Source organism: Bacillus sp. FSL M8-0063, from assembly GCF_038005545.1.
In the GTDB taxonomy this organism is placed as follows: Bacteria; Bacillota; Bacilli; order Bacillales; family Bacillaceae_G; genus Bacillus_A; species Bacillus_A wiedmannii.
Map to the genome: position 1 here is coordinate 627,359 of NZ_JBBOTJ010000002.1, position 18,417 is coordinate 645,775.

16 protein-coding genes are annotated in these 18,417 nt (G+C 35.5%); 12 read left to right on the forward strand and 4 right to left on the reverse strand.

The features are described from left to right. Nucleotides 1-356 precede the first annotated feature (356 nt). The 4 genes from MKX31_RS25675 to MKX31_RS25690 all read left to right on the forward strand — a co-directional run bounded on the left by MKX31_RS25675 (nucleotide 357) and on the right by MKX31_RS25690 (nucleotide 7,168). Nucleotides 357-1,520, forward strand: coding sequence for an MFS transporter (locus MKX31_RS25675; RefSeq protein WP_176542134.1), 1,164 nt, complete (start codon nucleotides 357-359; stop codon nucleotides 1,518-1,520). 15 nt (nucleotides 1,521-1,535) lie between these two features. Then, nucleotides 1,536-2,375 (forward strand): aldo/keto reductase, encoded by an 840-nt coding sequence (locus MKX31_RS25680; protein ID WP_000793574.1) that lies wholly within the window; start codon nucleotides 1,536-1,538, stop codon nucleotides 2,373-2,375. A gap of 124 nt (nucleotides 2,376-2,499) precedes the next feature. Next, complete coding sequence (locus MKX31_RS25685) at nucleotides 2,500-3,429, forward strand: thioester domain-containing protein (RefSeq protein ID WP_064476240.1); 930 nt, start codon at nucleotides 2,500-2,502, stop codon at nucleotides 3,427-3,429. A gap of 550 nt (nucleotides 3,430-3,979) precedes the next feature. Then, nucleotides 3,980-7,168 (forward strand): putative mucin/carbohydrate-binding domain-containing protein, encoded by a 3,189-nt coding sequence (locus tag MKX31_RS25690; protein WP_149173749.1) that lies wholly within the window; start codon nucleotides 3,980-3,982, stop codon nucleotides 7,166-7,168. A gap of 44 nt (nucleotides 7,169-7,212) precedes the next feature. On the opposite strand, the gene MKX31_RS25695 is transcribed toward MKX31_RS25690, so the two are convergent. Then, on the reverse strand, nucleotides 7,213-7,851 hold the full coding sequence (locus MKX31_RS25695) for an NAD(P)-dependent oxidoreductase (RefSeq protein WP_048542416.1): 639 nt from the start codon (nucleotides 7,849-7,851) through the stop codon (nucleotides 7,213-7,215). 300 nt (nucleotides 7,852-8,151) lie between these two features. Here MKX31_RS25695 and MKX31_RS25700 point away from each other — a divergent pair, with 300 nt between their 5' ends. The 5 genes from MKX31_RS25700 (at nucleotide 8,152) to MKX31_RS25720 (ending at nucleotide 14,765) form a co-directional block, all read left to right on the forward strand. Beyond that, nucleotides 8,152-9,582 carry an alanine/glycine:cation symporter family protein gene (locus MKX31_RS25700; RefSeq protein ID WP_064476242.1) on the forward strand — a complete coding sequence of 477 codons (1,431 nt, stop codon included), beginning with the start codon at nucleotides 8,152-8,154 and terminating at the stop codon, nucleotides 9,580-9,582. A gap of 333 nt (nucleotides 9,583-9,915) precedes the next feature. Then, nucleotides 9,916-11,358, forward strand: coding sequence for an alanine/glycine:cation symporter family protein (locus MKX31_RS25705; protein WP_064476243.1), 1,443 nt, complete (start codon nucleotides 9,916-9,918; stop codon nucleotides 11,356-11,358). 365 nt (nucleotides 11,359-11,723) lie between these two features. Continuing rightward, nucleotides 11,724-12,905 (forward strand): NupC/NupG family nucleoside CNT transporter, encoded by a 1,182-nt coding sequence (locus MKX31_RS25710; RefSeq protein ID WP_000673848.1) that lies wholly within the window; start codon nucleotides 11,724-11,726, stop codon nucleotides 12,903-12,905. Nucleotides 12,906-13,258: 353 nt separating this feature from the next. Further along, on the forward strand, nucleotides 13,259-14,440 hold the full coding sequence (locus MKX31_RS25715) for a NupC/NupG family nucleoside CNT transporter (protein WP_064476245.1): 1,182 nt from the start codon (nucleotides 13,259-13,261) through the stop codon (nucleotides 14,438-14,440). Nucleotides 14,441-14,531: 91 nt separating this feature from the next. Next, nucleotides 14,532-14,765: a hypothetical protein gene (locus MKX31_RS25720; RefSeq protein ID WP_242289828.1), complete on the forward strand. Its 234-nt coding sequence runs from the start codon at nucleotides 14,532-14,534 to the stop codon at nucleotides 14,763-14,765. A gap of 25 nt (nucleotides 14,766-14,790) precedes the next feature. Here the strand turns inward: MKX31_RS25720 and MKX31_RS25725 are convergent, their stop codons facing one another. Beyond that, complete coding sequence (locus MKX31_RS25725; RefSeq protein WP_061678977.1) at nucleotides 14,791-15,297, reverse strand: ferritin; 507 nt, start codon at nucleotides 15,295-15,297, stop codon at nucleotides 14,791-14,793. A gap of 53 nt (nucleotides 15,298-15,350) precedes the next feature. Next, the gene (locus MKX31_RS25730) at nucleotides 15,351-15,674 is read right to left on the reverse strand and encodes a MazG nucleotide pyrophosphohydrolase domain-containing protein (RefSeq protein ID WP_048528217.1); all 324 of its coding nucleotides are present in this window, start codon (nucleotides 15,672-15,674) and stop codon (nucleotides 15,351-15,353) included. A 73-nt stretch (nucleotides 15,675-15,747) separates the two neighbouring features. Here MKX31_RS25730 and MKX31_RS25735 point away from each other — a divergent pair, with 73 nt between their 5' ends. The 3 genes from MKX31_RS25735 (at nucleotide 15,748) to MKX31_RS25745 (ending at nucleotide 17,665) form a co-directional block, all read left to right on the forward strand. Beyond that, nucleotides 15,748-16,326: a TIGR00730 family Rossman fold protein gene (locus MKX31_RS25735; protein WP_255788713.1), complete on the forward strand. Its 579-nt coding sequence runs from the start codon at nucleotides 15,748-15,750 to the stop codon at nucleotides 16,324-16,326. Between the two features lie 142 nt (nucleotides 16,327-16,468). Beyond that, nucleotides 16,469-16,750: a hypothetical protein gene (locus tag MKX31_RS25740; RefSeq protein WP_064476248.1), complete on the forward strand. Its 282-nt coding sequence runs from the start codon at nucleotides 16,469-16,471 to the stop codon at nucleotides 16,748-16,750. A gap of 411 nt (nucleotides 16,751-17,161) precedes the next feature. Next, entirely contained in the window at nucleotides 17,162-17,665 is a 504-nt protein-coding gene (locus MKX31_RS25745) for a DinB family protein (protein ID WP_088047825.1), read from the forward strand. 107 nt (nucleotides 17,666-17,772) lie between these two features. Here the strand turns inward: MKX31_RS25745 and MKX31_RS25750 are convergent, their stop codons facing one another. Beyond that, nucleotides 17,773-17,970: a hypothetical protein gene (locus MKX31_RS25750; RefSeq protein ID WP_000656328.1), complete on the reverse strand. Its 198-nt coding sequence runs from the start codon at nucleotides 17,968-17,970 to the stop codon at nucleotides 17,773-17,775. Nucleotides 17,971-18,417: the final 447 nt, after the last annotated feature.

An 18,417-nucleotide genomic window follows, 5' to 3' on the forward strand; every position in this document is an offset into this window, starting at 1 on the left:
CAACAAAAGAAGCTAAATAATTTAAATGTTACTAAAAAGTACCTATAGCACTTTAAAGTACGTACTTTTTATCATGTTGAATATGTTCCATAATAGCATATGTAAGAGGGAAATGAGTAGTACGGTACTAAAAAGTGCCTATGTTACTTTTTGGTACCTATCGTACTTTAAAGTGCGTTCTTCAAAAAAAGAGTGAAGCCATTCATAATAGCATATATCAGCAGTAAAGTTATGTTTGTAGAAGATAAAAAGGCCTTTTTATCACACTATTATGATTGGATTTCTCGCATTAAGGAGGAGTTCAATTGAATTCATATACAGTATCTTCTTCAGCGGTACAGACGAATCGAAGAAGTATGTTTGCTTTATTAGCACTAGCAATTAGTGCGTTTGGAATTGGTACAACCGAATTTATTAGTGTCGGTTTATTACCATCTATTTCAGAGGATTTACATGTTTCTGTTACAACAGCGGGTTTAACCGTTTCTTTATATGCATTAGGAGTAGCGTTTGGTGCCCCAGTATTAACGTCGTTAACAGCTAGTATGTCGCGAAAGACGTTATTAATGTGGATTATGATTATTTTCATTATTGGTAATGGAATTGCGGCAGTGGCAACAAGTTTTACTGTGTTACTTATCGCGAGGGTTGTATCTGCGTTTGCGCATGGTGTTTTTATGTCGATAGGATCCACAATTGCGGCTGCGCTTGTACCAGAGAATAAACGTGCAAGTGCAATTGCATTTATGTTTACTGGTTTAACTGTTGCGACCATTACAGGTGTACCGATTGGAACATTTATCGGTCAACAATTTGGTTGGAGAGCATCGTTTATGGTAATTGTGGCAATTGGAATCGTTGCCTTAATCGCTAACAGTATGCTGATTCCGTCTAACTTGAAAAAAGGTACATCCGTATCATTTCGTGATCAATTCAAACTGATTACGAATGGAAGACTATTACTTGTATTTACTATTACTGCATTAGGGTACGGGGGGACATTCGTAACATTTACGTATTTATCTCCGCTATTACAAGAAGTAACAGGATTTAAATCAAGTACCGTTACAATTATTTTGTTAGTGTACGGAATTGCAATTGCGATTGGGAATATGGTTGGCGGGAAATTATCAAATCATAATCCGATTCGAGCATTATTTTACATGTTCTTTATTCAAGCAATTGTATTATTTGTTTTAACATTTACAGCGCCATTTAAAGTCGCTGGACTCATCACAATTATTTTTATGGGACTATTTGCGTTTATGAATGTTCCAGGGCTACAAGTGTATGTCGTTATCTTGGCTGAGAGATTTGTTCCAAGTGCTGTTGATGTGGCATCAGCGATTAACATTGCAGCATTTAACGCAGGAATTGCTCTTGGTGCTTACTTGGGCGGTATTGTAACGAACTCGTTAGGGTTAATTCATACGGCCTGGGTAGGAGGCATTATGGTAGTAGGTGCTGTAATTTTAACAGCGTGGAGTATGACATTAGAAAAAAGAGATCAAGTGAAATAAGGGAGAGAAAATATAATGAAAAATTTACAAAGTACAACAACATTGCATAACGGTGTAGAAATGCCTTGGTTCGGTTTAGGTGTATTTAAAGTAGAAGATGGACCAGAACTTGTAGAAGCTGTAAAATCGGCGATTAAAGCAGGATACCGCAGTATCGATACAGCTGCGATTTATGGAAACGAGAAAGCTGTAGGAGAAGGAATTCGTGCTGGTATAAAAGAAGCAGGGATTTCTCGAGAAGATTTATTTATTACTTCAAAAGTGTGGAATGCAGATCAAGGATATGAAACGACACTTGCTGCATATGAAGAGAGCTTAAAAAAATTAGAGCTAGATTATTTAGACTTATATCTTGTTCATTGGCCTGTAGAAGGGAAATACAAAGATACGTGGAGAGCATTAGAAACACTTTATAAAGAAGAACGCGTACGTGCAATTGGCGTAAGTAACTTCCAAGTTCATCACTTACAAGATGTAATGAAAGATGCGGAAATCAAGCCAATGATTAACCAAGTAGAATACCACCCTCGTTTGACACAAAAAGAATTACAAGCTTTCTGTAAAGAACAAGGTATTCAAATGGAAGCATGGTCACCATTAATGCAAGGTCAATTGTTAGATAACGAAACATTACAAGCAATTGCTGAGAAACACGGTAAAACGACAGCTCAAGTTATTTTACGTTGGGATCTTCAAAATGGAGTAATCACAATTCCGAAATCAACGAAAGAACACCGTATCATTGCAAACGCTGATGTGTTTAACTTTGAATTAACGAAAGAAGATATGGAGAAAATCGATGCGTTAAATGAAAATCATCGTGTTGGTCCAGATCCTGATAACTTTGATTTCTAAACTTATAGTGGAGAGAAAGAGTGCAAACAGTTTGCACTCTTTTTTGTTTTGTTTATGCATAAAAAAAGTTTCTAACTAAATAATAAACAGAAGAAAATTTGTTATTTCATAAGGGGTTGTAAACATGAATATAAAAAGATCTTTCAAGCTAATGGCCGCTTTTTTGAGTGTTTTATTTGTATTTGCGAACTTATTATTTCCACTTCAACAAGCATTCGCGGAAGTTATGGATCATACAAAGTATGAAATGGATTGGAGTTATAGTAAGTCAAAGAAGAAACCAATTCGAACAGAGCTTATTAAAACAGCAGATGGTAAAATTGCCTTTTGCTTAAATGTAGATTTGAAATCTCCAAGCGGTCAAGATTTACCGGAAATGGGGAAAGTGGATATTAATGTGTATCGTGTACTATTAAATGGATATCCACAAAAGAGCCCACAAGAATTAGGTGTTTCTGATTGGAGAGAAGCGCATTATGCAACGCAGCTTGCAGTATGGAATGCGTTAAAACAAATTGATATTAATGATTTAGATTTTCGAAATAAAAATGTAGAAAAGGTAACGAAAGATATCGTTGCAAAGGCAAGCGCTAGTGAAGAATTACAAGAAATTACGATGAGTGTCGTGCCGTCAGAAGAGCAACAAGCAGTGTTGAAAAATGATTTCTTTGAAACAGGTTTATATACAGTAGAAACAAATGCGAAAAGCGGAACATATAAAGTGCAAGCAACAGGTGCACCAGAAGGCGCGAAATTTGTAAATGAAAAGGGCGAAGCAAAAACGGAATTTAATGTAGGAGAAAAGTTCCGCATCTTAATTCCGAAACAAACACCAGCTGGTGGGTTTAGCTTTAAAGTATTAGGGAATTTAACAAAGTTACAAGGGATTGCACATAAAGGGACACCGACTATTCAAAATGCAGTTGTATTACTTGAGCGTAGTGAAGAAAAAACAAGTCCGGAGTTATCGGTAAGTTGGAAAACAACAAATGGTCATGATAATAATAAACCACATACTCCAAATGAACCACATAAACCGAATCAAAAGAGATAATGAAAAAGCATTGGCTTGTGCCAGTGCTTTTTTATATGGCTGATAAAATTATATTGAAAAAATTAAATGCGGGATAAAATTACTGTTTATACAGTTTGAACTCTATTTAGAAATAATATAAATATACTAAAATTCAAACGTTACAATTAATAGATTGTATTCACAAAATCGTAACATTATTCTGATTGGAAAGGCTATCAAACAAAGTAGAAAGCGTGTAAAATTCAGTTGGAAAAACTACCTATTGATGGTCATATATGAAGAAAATGTAAGATTCTATTATTATTCACAATTTTAGATGTATAGATGACAATACTGAAATATATCTTTTACTATTCTCTTTTTATGTAGAGAGAAGTGAGGGGGATACAGTACATAAAAATTTTATAATGTAAGAAAGCGAATACATTGAGAGGAATGCGGTAGTAATTGATACAGGTGTGCGAGGTGTTAGTCTATTCGTTAAATGTTTTTATAAAAATAATAGGATGTCTTATTAAGTGAATATATAGGATAGTTTCTCTAAATAAAGGAATAGGGGACACAGATTATGTCGAAGAAAAAGACGAGTAGGGTATTAGTAGCTGGAATATGTATATCTACATTATTATCGCCAGTAGCTTTCGAAGCATCGAAAGGATATGCAGCACCTTTAGAAGAGGTTAAAGGTGGGAATTTGGAAGAGAACAAATTTGAGCAAAGGACGTTCCAGGTACCTGGAAAAGGGGATATAGACAAGGAAACAGAACGATTAAAAGTAACTTTTGATCTTTCTGTTAATGAACCGACTGGAATTTATGCAGCGGCAAATGAAAAAATTACAGTTGAAATAAAAGGAACACAGTCTATTCAAGCTTTCATAGGAACGAGATCTTATGATGAAGAGGCACCTGAAAAATTTGATTTAAAACCTGGAAAAAACGTTATTTCATCGCCAAGAGGTGGTATTTTATATTTTTACAATATGAATAACGAAGGTGAGGTAACTGCTTCAGTTACGAAGGGTGGTAGCCATTTTCCTTTGTTTATTTTAGGTAAGCATACGAAAAAAGATTGGGATGAAATGTTAAAGAAATATAAAGATCCTTATGCGGTTGAATTAAAAGGTGAGCGGAGTTTAGTTACTGCTAGTCCGAGCTCTATACAAAAGTTTATGAAAAACACAAGCCCGATAGAGTTAATGAAATTGCATGATAAGATTATTCGAATAGAAAATGCAGTAGCTGGTTTATCAGAGGGTGGAATTGGACTCGCGAAATCTCCAATTCATTATGTTCAGTTTGTTGAAAAACGGAAGCCTGCTGAAGATGATTTTATGTTTGCAACAAATTATCATACAGGATATATTCCAAGCGCAATGAATAGAGTTTTAGATATAGAAGTGCTTGAAAAGGATGGCTGGGGACCATGGCATGAAGTTGGACATCTACATCAGCAAAGTCCTTGGGATTGGGATGCTATTGGAGAAGTAACAGTCAATATTTATTCTTTAATGGTGCAAAAAGCATTAGGAAATGAATTAGAAATGGATGGGCACTATAAAAAGTCATTTGAGTACTTAGAGAAACCTATAGAAGAAAGAATAATTGATGAATTTGATCCTCTTACAATGTTTTGGCAATTAAATGTTGTTTACGGAGAACATTTTTATCCGAGACTGCATCAAGCTTATCGTATGTTACCTAAGGAGGAATTGCCTACTTCTGATGAAGAGAAAAAGCAAATGTTTGTTTATATGACATCAAAAGTGGCAGGACAAAATTTAGTTCCTTTCTTTAAAGAATGGGGATTAACTCCAAGTGATGAGACTAGAGAAAAAATAGAAAAATTAAATTTACCTAAATTAGAAAAAGAAATATGGAAAGCTACAGATAGTAATGATATTCGCGAGAAGCAAGTTGAACCGTATAAAGTTCCGTATGGTGAACCTGCTAATGAGGTAAAAAACCTTGTAGTTGGTACCAATTTTGATGAAGAGCAAGCGGGTAAACTTGTTCAAAATTTAGGTGAGAATGTAAAAGTAACAGGTAAGATTATATGGTCTAAATTAGAGAGTGGAAAACAGGAAGTGTTAGTAGAAATTGAGGATGAAAAAGGGAATGAAAATTTAATTACTGTTCCAGTCAATGCTGTTTATGGTGACAGTATGATTTTTCAAGGAATTTCAAATGATGTAATGTCGACAGTGGAGCTTCGTCACAATGAAAAAAAATTACATGTCGCTTTTATTAGTAATGAAATACATTACCTTTTTGATAAAGAAAAATATATAGGTTTAACAGTATATGATCAAAATGGGATTGAAAAGAAAAGTGTATCAGCAGAAGGGCAAGAAAGTGGAAAACGATTTGCGATGGAACTAAATGGATTGAATTTTGAATATGGTGATGTAGTAAAAGTATTCCATGCAGAACCGAGTCGTTTAAAATGGTACCGAAATAACGAACTTGTAGATCAAGGGAAAGCTAAAAATAAAAAAGAGAAATTCTTTAAAATTACTCCGCAAGGCTTTGAATTAAAAGATGGTTTGCAAGAAGTAACGGCACGATCACAAATGGTAGTAGTCGGAACGGACATTGCCCAGTTAGATGTGAAAAACTTTGTTGAGGTAAAAGAAGGAGAAGTAGTCGGGTTTGTGGAGAATCCTGATACAACGAAGATCGGAAAGCAAACAGTAAAAGTAGAAACGAAAGATCGTTTTGGGAATAAGCAAGTGACAGAGGTACCTGTAGAAGTGGTTTATGGAGATAGTATTGTATACGCAGGATATGGCGATGATATTGCTTCAATTGTAACTTTAAAGCACGAAGAGAAGAAATTCCATGTGACTGATATGGATAGCGAGATTCATGAGTATTTTAATAAAGAGTTATACATGGGTATCACGTTATACGATCGAGATGGAAAAGAGAAAAAACATGTAACAGCAGAGGGACAAGAAACATCAGAGAACTTTGCGAAGCAAGTGAATGGTATGCAATTCGAGTATGGAGATGTAGTAAAAGTATTCCACGCAGAACCGGATCGTTTGAAATGGTATCAAAATAATACCCTTACTGGTCAAGGTGAGAAAAAAGGGGCAAAAGAACTATTCTTCAAAGTGACAGAAAAAGGCTTTGAGAGAATGGATATGTTGCAAGAAGTAACAGCGAAACCGCAACAAGTAGTAGTCGGAACAGATGTTGAAAAGTTAGACGCGAAAAAATTTGTTGAAGTAAAAGATGGAGAAGTGGTAGGTTTTGTAGGGAAACCAGATACGACAAAAATTGGTCAGCAAACAGTGAAAGTAGAAACGAAAGATCGTTTTGGAAATAAGCAAGTAACAGAAGTAGCATTAGAAGTAACGTATGGAGACAGTTTTGTATACCAAGGGCTTAGTGACGTTATCCGTTCTATTGTAACGGTAAATCATGACGATAAGAAACTACATGTGACGTATACAAATGAACAAATTCATAGCTACTTTAAGAATGAATTATATATGGGAATTACGCTATATGATCAAAACGGAATGGGGAAAAAACATGTAACAGCAGAAGGACAAGAAACTTCAAAGAATTTTGCTGAGCAAGTAAATGGAACTTCATTCCAGTATGGAGATGTAGTGAAAGTGTATCATGCCGAATTAGGTCGTTTAATTTGGTATAAAAATAGTGAGTTAGTAGGAAAAGGAGATAAGAAAAAGTTTAAAGAAATTTCTTTCAAGATTACTCCAAATGGCTTAGAACAAGTGCAATAATAAGAAAAAGCTCGTAAAACATTATGTTTTACGAGCTTTTTTTATTACTCAGCTTCAGAAACTACTGTGAAGCGTTCGTTTACGTGTTTTGGATTTTCGATTTCATCAAGTGCTGCAACTGCGAAGTCTTCGTAACTTACGTAGCTATCACCTTTTGCGTTAACAAGAAGATTGTCTTGTCCAGCTGTATAAGAACCAGTACGTTTTCCTAATGCGAATAGTGCAGAAGGACTGATGAATGTCCAAGTAATATCGTTTGTTTGTTGCAGAATTTCTAAGTTTTTACCTTGGTTTTGAGCTGTTGCAAGGTATTCATTTGGGAAACCTGGCGTATCAAATACACGCGTTGTTTTCTCTTCGTCTACAAATAAGCTTCCAGCGCCGCCAACTACAAGTAATTTTGTGTTAGGTGCACCTTTCATAGCTTCAATTAGTACGTTTCCTGCATCTACGTGAAGATGTTCTTCTCCTGCTGGAGCGCCGAATGCATTTACAACTACATCAAATGCTTGTAGGTCATTAGATGTAAGAGCGAATACATCTTTCTCTAAAACTTTTATATTTTCTTCTGTAATTTTTGCAGCGTTTCTTACGATTGCAGTTACTTCATGTCCGCGATCTAATGCTTCTTTTAAAATACGACTTCCTGCTTTACCAGTTGCTCCGATGATTCCGATTTTCATAATAAATCCCTCCAAAGTGTTTTGTTAAAGTGTATATCTGAAAGTAAATGAATTTGTTGTAATAAGGTTTGTTACAACCTGATGTAATCATTATAGTTACAGGTTGGTGTTTTTGTCAATGGGATAGTTTGTAGATTTACTTTTTATTTTAGTATGCACAGTTAGAGGGAGGAGAGTCATAAAGATATTGTTACTTCGTGTCTGGCTAATATTTGGAAATTGCAAATTGTCGAAAAATGTTGATTTTTAAATGTTTTTTAAATATAATTCGTTTTATGGAGAAAAGGAGGGGTTAATTGTATGAATATTTTAGAGCAATTTGTTTCATCAACGAATACAATTCTTTGGTCATATATTCTTATTGCAATGTTAATTGGTTTAGGTCTTTATTTTTCTATTAAATTGAAATTCGTACAAATTACTCATTTAGGGGAAATGGTTCGACTAATGAGTGATGGATTAACTGGAAAGACGCGTAAAAAAGGTAGTGTATCTTCTTTCCAAGCGTTCTGTATGAGTTCAGCAGCTCGTATTGGAATCGGGAACTTAGCCGGTGTAGCGTTAGCTATTTCTATGGGAGGACCTGGAGCGGTATTTTGGATGTGGGTTATTGCGATTGTCGGAGCGTCTTCAAGTTTCGTGGAAAGTACGCTTGCGCAAATTTATAAAATAAAAGATGGCAGTGGCTTCCGTGGTGGTCCTGCTTATTATATGGAAAAAGGTTTAAATAAACGCTGGATGGGGATTTGGTTCTCTATTCTAATTACAATTAGTTACGGTTTAATTTTTAACTCCGTACAAGCGAATACAGTTACTTTAGCATTTAAAAATGCATTTGGTATTGAGCGTTACATTGTTGGGATTGCATTAGCTGCATTAGTGGCAGTTATTATTTTTGGCGGTGTGAAAAGTATTGCGCGTATGTCGGAAATGATCGTTCCACCAATGGCACTTATTTATATTGCAGTAGCAGTTTTCGTTGTTATTAAAAATTATTATTTAATACCGGACATGTTTACAGAAATCTTTAAAGGTGCATTTGGTTTAGATTCAGCTGTAGGTGGCGGTATTGGTGCTGCGATGAAATATGGTATTCAGCGCGGATTATTTGCGAATGAAGCAGGTATGGGTAGTGCGCCGAATGCGGCAGCAACAGCGGATGTAACACATCCAGCGAAACAAGGATTTATTCAAACAATTGGAGTATTAGTAGATACATTTTTAGTATGTACATCAACAGCATTTATCGTACTATGTTCTGGTGCATATAAGGCAACGAATTTAGAAGGTATTGAATTAACGCAAGTGGCGTTAAGTTCACAAATCGGTTCGTGGGCAAGTAGCTTCTTAGCGATTATTATTTTCTTATTTGCATTTAGTTCACTTCTAGGAAACTACTATTATGGTGAAACGAATATTGAATTCATTAAACAAAGTAAAACTTGGTTAACAATTTACCGTATTGCGGTGGTTGCAATGGTATTATTCGGTTCTGTTGCTACACTTCAAGTTGTATGGAATATGGCGGATTTATTTATGGGACTAATGGTAATCACAAACTTAATTGCGATTACGCTTCTTGGCCGATTTGCATATGCTGCTTTGGCAGACTATGTAAGGCAAAAGAAACAAGGGAAAGATCCAGTCTTCAGTGCAGATTCTATTCCTGGTTTAACGAATACAGAGTGTTGGGATAAGCCAACGGTAACGGATAAAGAAAAAGCAGTGTAATGAAAAGGCGAGCGTCGAGATAAAATCGATGCTCGTCTTTTTTGTTGTAGTGAATGATGAAAAGAGTGAGAGGGAATTATTAATATAATTTTGTTTGTTCATTATTCTCGTTATTTGTAGAGAACGCACTGTCTTAAAAGCATGACCGGTCGAATGTGATGAGTGATTGAGTATTGGATAAATGCACGTACTGGTTATATTTTTACGTAAAAAAAACATATATGTTAAGAAGTTTAACGTGCTCATGTCATAAAACCTAACATAAAGTTCTTGATTACTAAAAGTTTTTAGAATATAATTTTCTTATTGTTAGGAAGAGGGGGCAATGCAATTATGGATTTTTTAGCTAAGGTAATTGGGGATGTAAATAATGTCCTTTGGTCATATATCATTATTGCGATGTTAATTGGGTTAGGGCTTTACTTTTCATTTCGTGTGAAATTTGTCCAAGTTCGTTACTTCGGTGAAATGATTCGATTGCTTGGGGACGGGGCAAGTTCGAAAACGAGGAAAGAACAAAAAGAGAAGAGTGGTGTATCGTCGTTCCAGGCTTTTTGTATGAGTACAGCTTCTCGTGTAGGTACTGGTAACTTAGCTGGTGTAGCTATCGCAATCTCAGCAGGTGGACCAGGAGCAGTATTTTGGATGTGGTTAATTGCGGTAATTGGGGGTGCTTCTGCATTTGTAGAGAGCACATTAGCGCAAATTTATAAAGTAAAAGATGGGAATGCATTCCGTGGTGGTCCAGCTTATTATATGGAAAAGGGTTTAAAGAAACGCTGGCTAGGAGTTGTCTTCTCTGTTCTAATAACAGTTAGTTTCGGATTAATTTTCAACGCTGTGCAGTCAAACACAGTAGCAGCGGCTTTTGATGGAGCATTTAACACAGATGGTAAGTTTGTAGGTCTGTTTATGGCTGGTTTACTTGCAATCATTATCTTCGGCGGAGTAAAACGTATTGCACGTGCGGTTGAAATGATTGTTCCAGTAATGGCAATTATATATGTAGCAGTGGCATTATTCGTTGTTGTAACAAACATTACGGCAATTCCGTATGTATTTAAAGAAATTTTCTTACATGCTTTCGGAATTAAAGAAGTAGTAGGTGGGGGATTAGGAGCTGCGATTTTACTAGGGGTAAAACGTGGATTATTCTCAAATGAAGCAGGTATGGGTAGTGCGCCGAACGCAGCTGCGACTGCAAACGTAACGCACCCAGTTAAACAAGGTTTCATTCAAACTTTAGGGGTATTTACAGATACATTATTAATTTGTAGTTGTACAGCATTTATCATTTTATTATCAGATGTGCCTGGAGCGGCTGATTTAAACGGAATTCAATTAACGCAACAAGCATTAAGTCAACATATCGGACCGTGGGCTTCTATATTTGTAGCAGTTGCAATCTTCTTGTTTGCATTTAGTTCATTAGTAGGTAACTACTACTATGGTGAAACGAATATTGAATTCTTAAATGGAAGTAAAGTGTTATTAAATGCATACCGCATTGCTGTACTTGGTATGGTTGTTTTAGGATCTGTAGCAACAATTCAAATCGTTTGGGATTTAGCAGATTTATTTATGGGGATTATGGCTGTTATTAACTTAGTGGCGATCGTATTCCTTTCTAAGTACGCTTTTGCAGCGTTATCAGATTATATTAAGCAAAAGAAACAAGGAAAAGATCCAGTGTTCTATGCGGAGTCTATTCCAGGTTTGAGCAATACAGAGTGCTGGGATAAGCCAGCAGTAGCTGATAAAGAAAAAGCAGTATAATGAGGTGAGCATCAAGTGAAACTTGATGCTCATTTTTTTGTTTTATTCCGCTATTTGTGAACAGTAAAACTCTCGATTGATACGGGCTAATAATTAGTGGGGATGACACTGATTAAAGTTTCGCTATATAATGTAAAAGACGAACATTCATGAATGCTTTATAATAAAATGTATTTTTTTTAAGAAAAGTGCGGATATGAGTTGTGATTTGTGTTAGAATGGAAAATGCCTTTGAAACAAGAGGTTTTATGATCTTTCCTATCCGATTGAAGGTTTTAGAGGAGAAATGGAAAGTTCGGATTATTTCTTATTTCAAGTGGTCAGACGTTCAACGTTAATGAAGAGTTAAATGGAGGATTTTATTAATGAAGTTTGTTATGTTTCTTGTAGGATTGCTCGTTGTGTTCGTACTTGGTTTTCTTATAAGTGCCGATCGAAAGAAGATTAAGTATAAACCAATCGCAATTATGCTTGTTATTCAGCTAGCGTTAAGTTATTTCTTATTAAATACGCAAGTTGGTTATATTTTAGTAAAAGGAATTTCAGATGGATTTGGCGCGCTTCTTGGATATGCGGAAGCTGGAATCGTTTTCGTATTTGGCGGTCTTGTTAATAAAGGAGAGGTTTCATTCTTCTTAACAGCGTTATTACCAATCGTATTCTTTGCCGTTTTAATCGGAATTCTGCAACACTTTAAAATTTTACCGATATTTATTCGTGCTATTGGTACTGCGCTAAGTAAAGTAAATGGTCTAGGAAAACTAGAATCATATAACGCAGTAGCGGCTGCCATTGTTGGGCAAGCGGAAGTATTTATTACAGTAAAAGATCAATTAAGTAAAATCCCAAAACATCGTTTATATACATTATGTGCATCTTCCATGTCGACAGTATCAATGTCAATCGTAGGTTCTTATATGAAAATGATCGAACCGAAATATGTAGTAACAGCACTTGTATTAAATTTATTTAGTGGTTTCATTATTATTCATATTATTAACCCGTACGATATTACAGAAGAAGAAGATACACTGAAATTAGAAAATAAGAAAAAACAGTCATTCTTTGAAATGCTAAGTGAATATATTATGCTTGGTTTCACGATTGCAATCACAGTAGCGGCAATGTTACTTGGTTTCGTAGCATTAATTACAGCAATTAATAGCTTGTTTGATTCCATGTTCGGTATTACATTCCAAGCTATTTTAGGATACATTTTCTCACCATTAGCATTCGTAATGGGTATCCCGCAAGCAGAGATGGTAACAGCGGGACAAATTATGGCAACAAAATTAGTATCAAACGAATTTGTTGCGATGCTGGATCTTGGAAAAGTAGCTGGTGATTTATCAGCTCGTACAGTTGGTATTCTTTCTGTATTTCTTGTATCATTTGCGAACTTCTCATCAATCGGAATTATCGCAGGTGCAACGAAAGGTATCGATGAAAACCAATCAAATGTTGTATCATCATTCGGTCTACGCCTTGTGTACGGTGCGACATTAGTAAGTATTCTATCAGCGATTATCGTTGGTGTTATGTTATAAACAAAGATGGCCCTAGCTCATAGCTAGGGCTATTTTTTTATGGTAAATCTGCATGAAAAAACCAATTATTTAGGAATATATTAACATATAAAAATCTTTTTAAATTTATATTGCATTTCGACTAGATAACGCTTACAATTTGATTTGTAGGTGGTATCAATTTCAGACTTTCAAGTATGGTAGGAGAGAAGAGGCTACCTTTTATAAATTGCAATTTATGTAAACGCTTACTGATTTTAGATAAAAGTTGAATAGTATTTAGGGGTTTTAAATTTTTTTAACACAAATGGTCAGACGTCATTCGTTATACGTTATACGACCGATAACTCGTGGGAGAAGTGGAGGATTCACATATGAAGATCGTAATGTTTCTAGTCGGTTTACTTGTAGTATTTGTACTAGGGTTCCTTATCAGTTCAGATCGTAAGAAAATTAAATATAAACCAATTGCACTTATGCTTGTCATCCAATTGGTACTTGCGTATTTCTTACTAAATACAAAGGTCGGATTTGTATTAGTAAAAGGGATTGCAGATGGGTTTGGCGCTATTTTAAAATTTGCGGAAGCAGGGGTTAATTTCGTATTTGGTGGTTTAGCAAATGATGGACAAGCACCATTCTTCTTAACAGTATTATTACCAATTATTTTCTTAGCAGTATTAATCGGGATCTTACAACATATTAAAGTTTTACCGATTATCATCCGTGCAGTCGGTTTCGTATTAAGTAAAATTAACGGCTTAGGAAAACTAGAATCATATAATGCAGTAGCAGCCGCAATTGTTGGTCAAGGTGAAGTATTCATTACAGTAAAAGATCAACTAAGCAAATTACCGAAAAATCGTTTATACACACTTTGTGCATCTTCAATGTCAACAGTATCGATGTCAATCGTCGGTTCTTACATGAAAATGATTGATCCAAAATATGTAGTAACAGCACTTGTATTAAACTTATTTAGCGGATTCATTATCGTTCATATCATTAATCCATATGAAGTGAAAGAAGAGGACGATATTTTAGAATTACAAGAAGATAAAAAACAAACATTCTTTGAAATGTTAGGCGAATATATTATGCTTGGTTTCTCTATCGCTGTAACAGTAGCGGCGATGTTAATCGGTTTCGTAGCATTAATTACAGCAATTAACGGTGTGTTTGATTCAATTTTCGGAATCACATTCCAAAGCATTTTAGGATATATCTTCTCACCATTAGCATTCGTAATGGGTATCCCAACATCTGAGATGCTAACGGCAGGACAAATTATGGCAACGAAATTAGTAACGAACGAATTTGTTGCAATGCTTGACCTTGGAAAAGTAGCTGGTGATTTATCAGCTCGTACAGTAGGTATTTTATCTATCTTCCTTGTATCATTTGCGAATTTCTCATCAATCGGAATTATCGCAGGTGCAACGAAGAGTATCGATGGCAAACAAGCAAACGTTGTATCTTCATTCGGATTAAAACTTGTATACGGTGCAACGTTAGTAAGTATATTATCAGCGATTATCGTTGGGGTTATGCTTTAATAAAAACAAACGAAGTCGTTTATCTCTCGCCTAGAGGGATGAACGACTTTTTTATTTTGGTATGATAAATAATATAGAGAGGGGGATTAAGTTGAAAGAACGGGATAGTTTAAGGGAGTTTGATGAGATTATGGAGAACATTGATCAATTAACTGGTGAAGATGCTAGAACCTTTTTGAAATTCATACATGGGTATTTAAGTATAGTAGAAGAAGGGGATGGGACTTTTACTCATAGTGATTTTGTTGAAAAGGTTTCAGCGCTTTATAAGAAGGATGTGGCTAAGGTTATTAAGCTTAGAGAAGAAATAAAAAAATCACCTTAATACATTCATTAAGGTGATTGAAATACTATTCAGCAGGAGGCGTAAATGTACGTTTCTCTAATTCAGCATCTAGCATAAATAGTGCGTTTGAATCGCTTGTAATACGTTTTAATTTTTGGATGATGCTATCGAATGAAGCTTCTTCTTCTACTTGCTCATCGACGAACCATTTTAAGAAGGTAATTGTTGCGTGCTCACGCTCATCCCAAGCGATATCAGATAAGTTGTAAATACGCTTCGTTACTTCACGCTCGTGCTCAAGTGCCACTTCAAAAGCGTTCAGTACAGATTCATATTCGTTATTCGGATTATCAAATCCAGTAACAATAGCGCGCTCACCGCGGTCGTTAATGTAGTTATAAAGCTTCATTGCGTGGAAACGTTCTTCCTCAGCTTGTACAAGGAAAAAGTTAGCGAATCCATCATAGCTCTCAGATGTACAGTAAGCAGCCATTGCCATATAAGCGTGGGCAGAGTAAAATTCAAAGTTCATTTGATCGTTTAATGCGTCGTGCAATTTTTTAGATAACATAAAATCCCCCTTAGTATTGTGACAAGAATATTATACCATAATTGATAATATTCTCATTTTGATGTCTCGAACCTTTTCGAAAGCTTTGTGACGTGAGCTTCCATAATGTCTTGTAAGTCTAAATCATATTTTTGTGAAAGAATAATAAGGTTAGATAGTACATCACCAAGTTCTTCTTTTAGTTCCTGTTTTAGCTCTTCTTCTGTTTTCACTTTTTCGTCAGGACGATCACGACCAATTTCAATGGCGCGAACAACGCGTGAAACTTCTCCAACTTCCTCTGTTAAGAAATTTAAGCGAATAAAGGAATTATACTGTGACCAGCTTCGTTTTTCGTAAAATTCCTCCACCCATCTTTGAAATGCGACGATATCCATTTCTTCCTCATCCCTTCAATATGTTGTACAATGTTCATTGTATCATAACAATATATAGTTTCGGGGTGTAGGAATGAGAAAGATTTGTGTGTTTGCAGGTTCCAACTTAGGGGAGAGACCAGAATTTAAAGAGCAGGCAGTAGCGTTAGGAAAAATGTTTGTTGAGAACGATTATGAGCTTGTATACGGTGGTTCTTGCGTTGGATTAATGGGAGAAGTGGCAAATGAAGTTCTTCGCTTAGGCGGACGTGTAACAGGTGTTATGCCACGCGGTCTATTCCGAGGAGAAATTGTTCATACAGGGCTAACAGAATTAATTGAAGTAGAAACGATGCACGAGCGCAAAGCGAAAATGGCAGAGCTTGCGGATGCTTTTATTGCATTACCAGGCGGATACGGAACGTTTGAAGAGCTATTTGAAGTAGTATGTTGGTCACAAATTGGTATACATAATAAGCCGGTTGGTTTATTGAACATAAAAGGCTTTTATGGGCCAATTTTGCAAATGGTTGAACGTGCAGCAGAAGAAGGATTTATGAATCCATCAAATAAAGAGTTGATCGTTTCAGCTGAGACGGCAGATAAACTAATTCATGCAATCCAAAATTATGAGCGTCCTGTTTTAGGAACGAAGTGGAAGCAGCTATCATAATACAATTTTATAGATGTTTTTGGAAACACATGTCATTTTATCTTGAAAAGGCATGTGTTTTTAATTCGGTTAAATATGTTAATGTTAATGTTAATGTTAATGTTAATGTTAAGATGTAATGTTTTTGGAAAAGGAGAAATAGATGGAGGAGTTTGTGTATTTACGTCCTGTTTTTAAAAATATTTTAGCAGCATCTATTCTTGTTATGCTAATTGTTTCAACACAGAAGAAAGAGCTAATTAATGAATTTTCGCTTTGGCTTATTTCGATATTGTGTATCGGTGTGGCCGCGATAACGTTGTTTATGTCTGGGTTTATCGTTGATGAGTATAGTCTAGCTGGTGATGTACAGAGTTTTAGCATGTTTATTGCAATTGGTTGTATTAGCGGTTTGAATTTTATTATTTATTATAGACGGCAATAAAAAGAAGGCATTCCATATTACTTCGGAATGCCTTTATCATTTTGATTTTTATATAGATTTTTGGAAACACATGTCTTTTTTATCGTAAAAAGGTATGTGTTTTTAATCTGGTTAAATATATTGATAGTGAGATGTGAAATCGTTGGAAGAGTGGAAGTATAGATGGAGGTATGTTTTGCTGACTAAAAAAAGAACATCTGAATAAAAGGTAAGTAAGGAATTATTGAGTGACATAGAACTGTTCCGTTAAAGGGGCAGATTGTGGAAGATAGGGAATGTTTTTTATGAAGTTAATAGAGGTTTTTTTAATCGAAATCAGAATAAATTTTATAGATGTAATCCTTTATGAATTTTTAATCAGCTATGTATCATAATCTAATCATTAAAATGAAAATTGGAGGAGAAATGAGCATGGGTCGTGCTGTATTAAAAATGTATAACTACCACTTATGGGCAAATGAAGTTATTTTAAATCGCTTAAAAGAACTACCGCAAGACATTTTCCATAAGGAAGTTAATAGTGGTTTTTCTTCGGTGGCAAAAGTAATGTCTCACATATACCTTACAGATTTAGCCTGGCTCGAGATTATTTCTGGTAAAAGCATGAGTGATGCAATGGTACACACAGATCAATTGAAAGAACAGCTGGAAACAAAAAATATTGAGGAAATGGAAACTAGTTTTTATGAATTATCTAAAAGATATAAAGAACTTTTAAGTAGTCAACAAGATTATGAAAAAGTGTTTGAGGTTGATAATCCATATGCTGGGTACCTGGATACGACGGTTTCTGAAACAATACTACACGTCGTCACCCACGGAGCATATCACCGTGGGAATATAGCCACAATGTTGCGGCAAATGGGTCATACCTCTGTTATGCAGGATTTTGGACTATTTCTATATTCAAAATGAATTTTTTTTATTTACCATAGAGTATGAATTTATATGATGTTTTTTGTGGACGGCTTTTATTAGTGATTTAAGCTTAATTGTGTATTATACAAAAAAGGCATTCCATATTACTTCGGAATGCCTTTATCACTTTTATTATTTTGTTTCTTATACAGGTACCAGCCACCCCAGCCGCCACCAATTGCTACAACAACGAGGAAAGCATAGTCTTTCACCTCGACACGTATATTGAAAATATTAGCTATAAGTAAGACAATCCCAACTGTTATTAACGCAAAAAATGCTCTAATTAAGTAGTCTTTCAACTGAACCACTCCCGCCATTTAAGTAGTAAATGATGAATATGGAAAAGCTTTTTTGGATCTATTTTACTAAAGGGTGTTACCTGTATATTAACATAAAAGAGATTGTAATATATTGATAAAAGTAGAGGAGAGAGGTGCTAATATTGTCGTGATTTGTCGGTAAGTCGATATATTGGGAAAATCGCTGATATAAATTTCATGTACTGATATGTGCGACCACTCCATAGAAAAAAAGCGACTCTGAACGAGCCGCTTCCGCTTTTAGGTGATATCCAGCTCCAGCAGCTAGAATCTCCGGTCATTTCGCTCTCTCGCTCGAAGCAAAAAGCGCTTCAAGGTCGAGAGCTCCAATGCCCTGCGATTCTAGCCGCTTCCGCTTTTAGGTGATATCCAGCTCCAGCAGCTAGAATCTCCGGTCATTTCGCTCTCTCGCTCGAAGCAAAAAGC

Bases quoted from the DNA above. Each gene is read 5' to 3' on its own strand.
- MKX31_RS25675 (WP_176542134.1), top strand. From the start codon at position 357: ATGTTTGCTTTATTAGCACTAGCAATTAGTGCGTTTGGAATTGGTACA.
- MKX31_RS25680 (WP_000793574.1), top strand. From the start codon at position 1,536: ATGAAAAATTTACAAAGTACAACAACATTGCATAACGGTGTAGAAATG.
- MKX31_RS25685 (WP_064476240.1), top strand. From the start codon at position 2,500: ATGAATATAAAAAGATCTTTCAAGCTAATGGCCGCTTTTTTGAGTGTT.
- MKX31_RS25690 (WP_149173749.1), top strand. From the start codon at position 3,980: ATGTCGAAGAAAAAGACGAGTAGGGTATTAGTAGCTGGAATATGTATA.
- MKX31_RS25695 (WP_048542416.1), bottom strand. From the start codon at position 7,851: ATGAAAATCGGAATCATCGGAGCAACTGGTAAAGCAGGAAGTCGTATT.
- MKX31_RS25700 (WP_064476242.1), top strand. From the start codon at position 8,152: ATGAATATTTTAGAGCAATTTGTTTCATCAACGAATACAATTCTTTGG.
- MKX31_RS25705 (WP_064476243.1), top strand. From the start codon at position 9,916: ATGGATTTTTTAGCTAAGGTAATTGGGGATGTAAATAATGTCCTTTGG.
- MKX31_RS25710 (WP_000673848.1), top strand. From the start codon at position 11,724: ATGAAGTTTGTTATGTTTCTTGTAGGATTGCTCGTTGTGTTCGTACTT.
- MKX31_RS25715 (WP_064476245.1), top strand. From the start codon at position 13,259: ATGAAGATCGTAATGTTTCTAGTCGGTTTACTTGTAGTATTTGTACTA.
- MKX31_RS25725 (WP_061678977.1), bottom strand. From the start codon at position 15,297: ATGTTATCTAAAAAATTGCACGACGCATTAAACGATCAAATGAACTTT.
- MKX31_RS25730 (WP_048528217.1), bottom strand. From the start codon at position 15,674: ATGGATATCGTCGCATTTCAAAGATGGGTGGAGGAATTTTACGAAAAA.
- MKX31_RS25735 (WP_255788713.1), top strand. From the start codon at position 15,748: ATGAGAAAGATTTGTGTGTTTGCAGGTTCCAACTTAGGGGAGAGACCA.
- MKX31_RS25740 (WP_064476248.1), top strand. From the start codon at position 16,469: ATGGAGGAGTTTGTGTATTTACGTCCTGTTTTTAAAAATATTTTAGCA.
- MKX31_RS25745 (WP_088047825.1), top strand. From the start codon at position 17,162: ATGGGTCGTGCTGTATTAAAAATGTATAACTACCACTTATGGGCAAAT.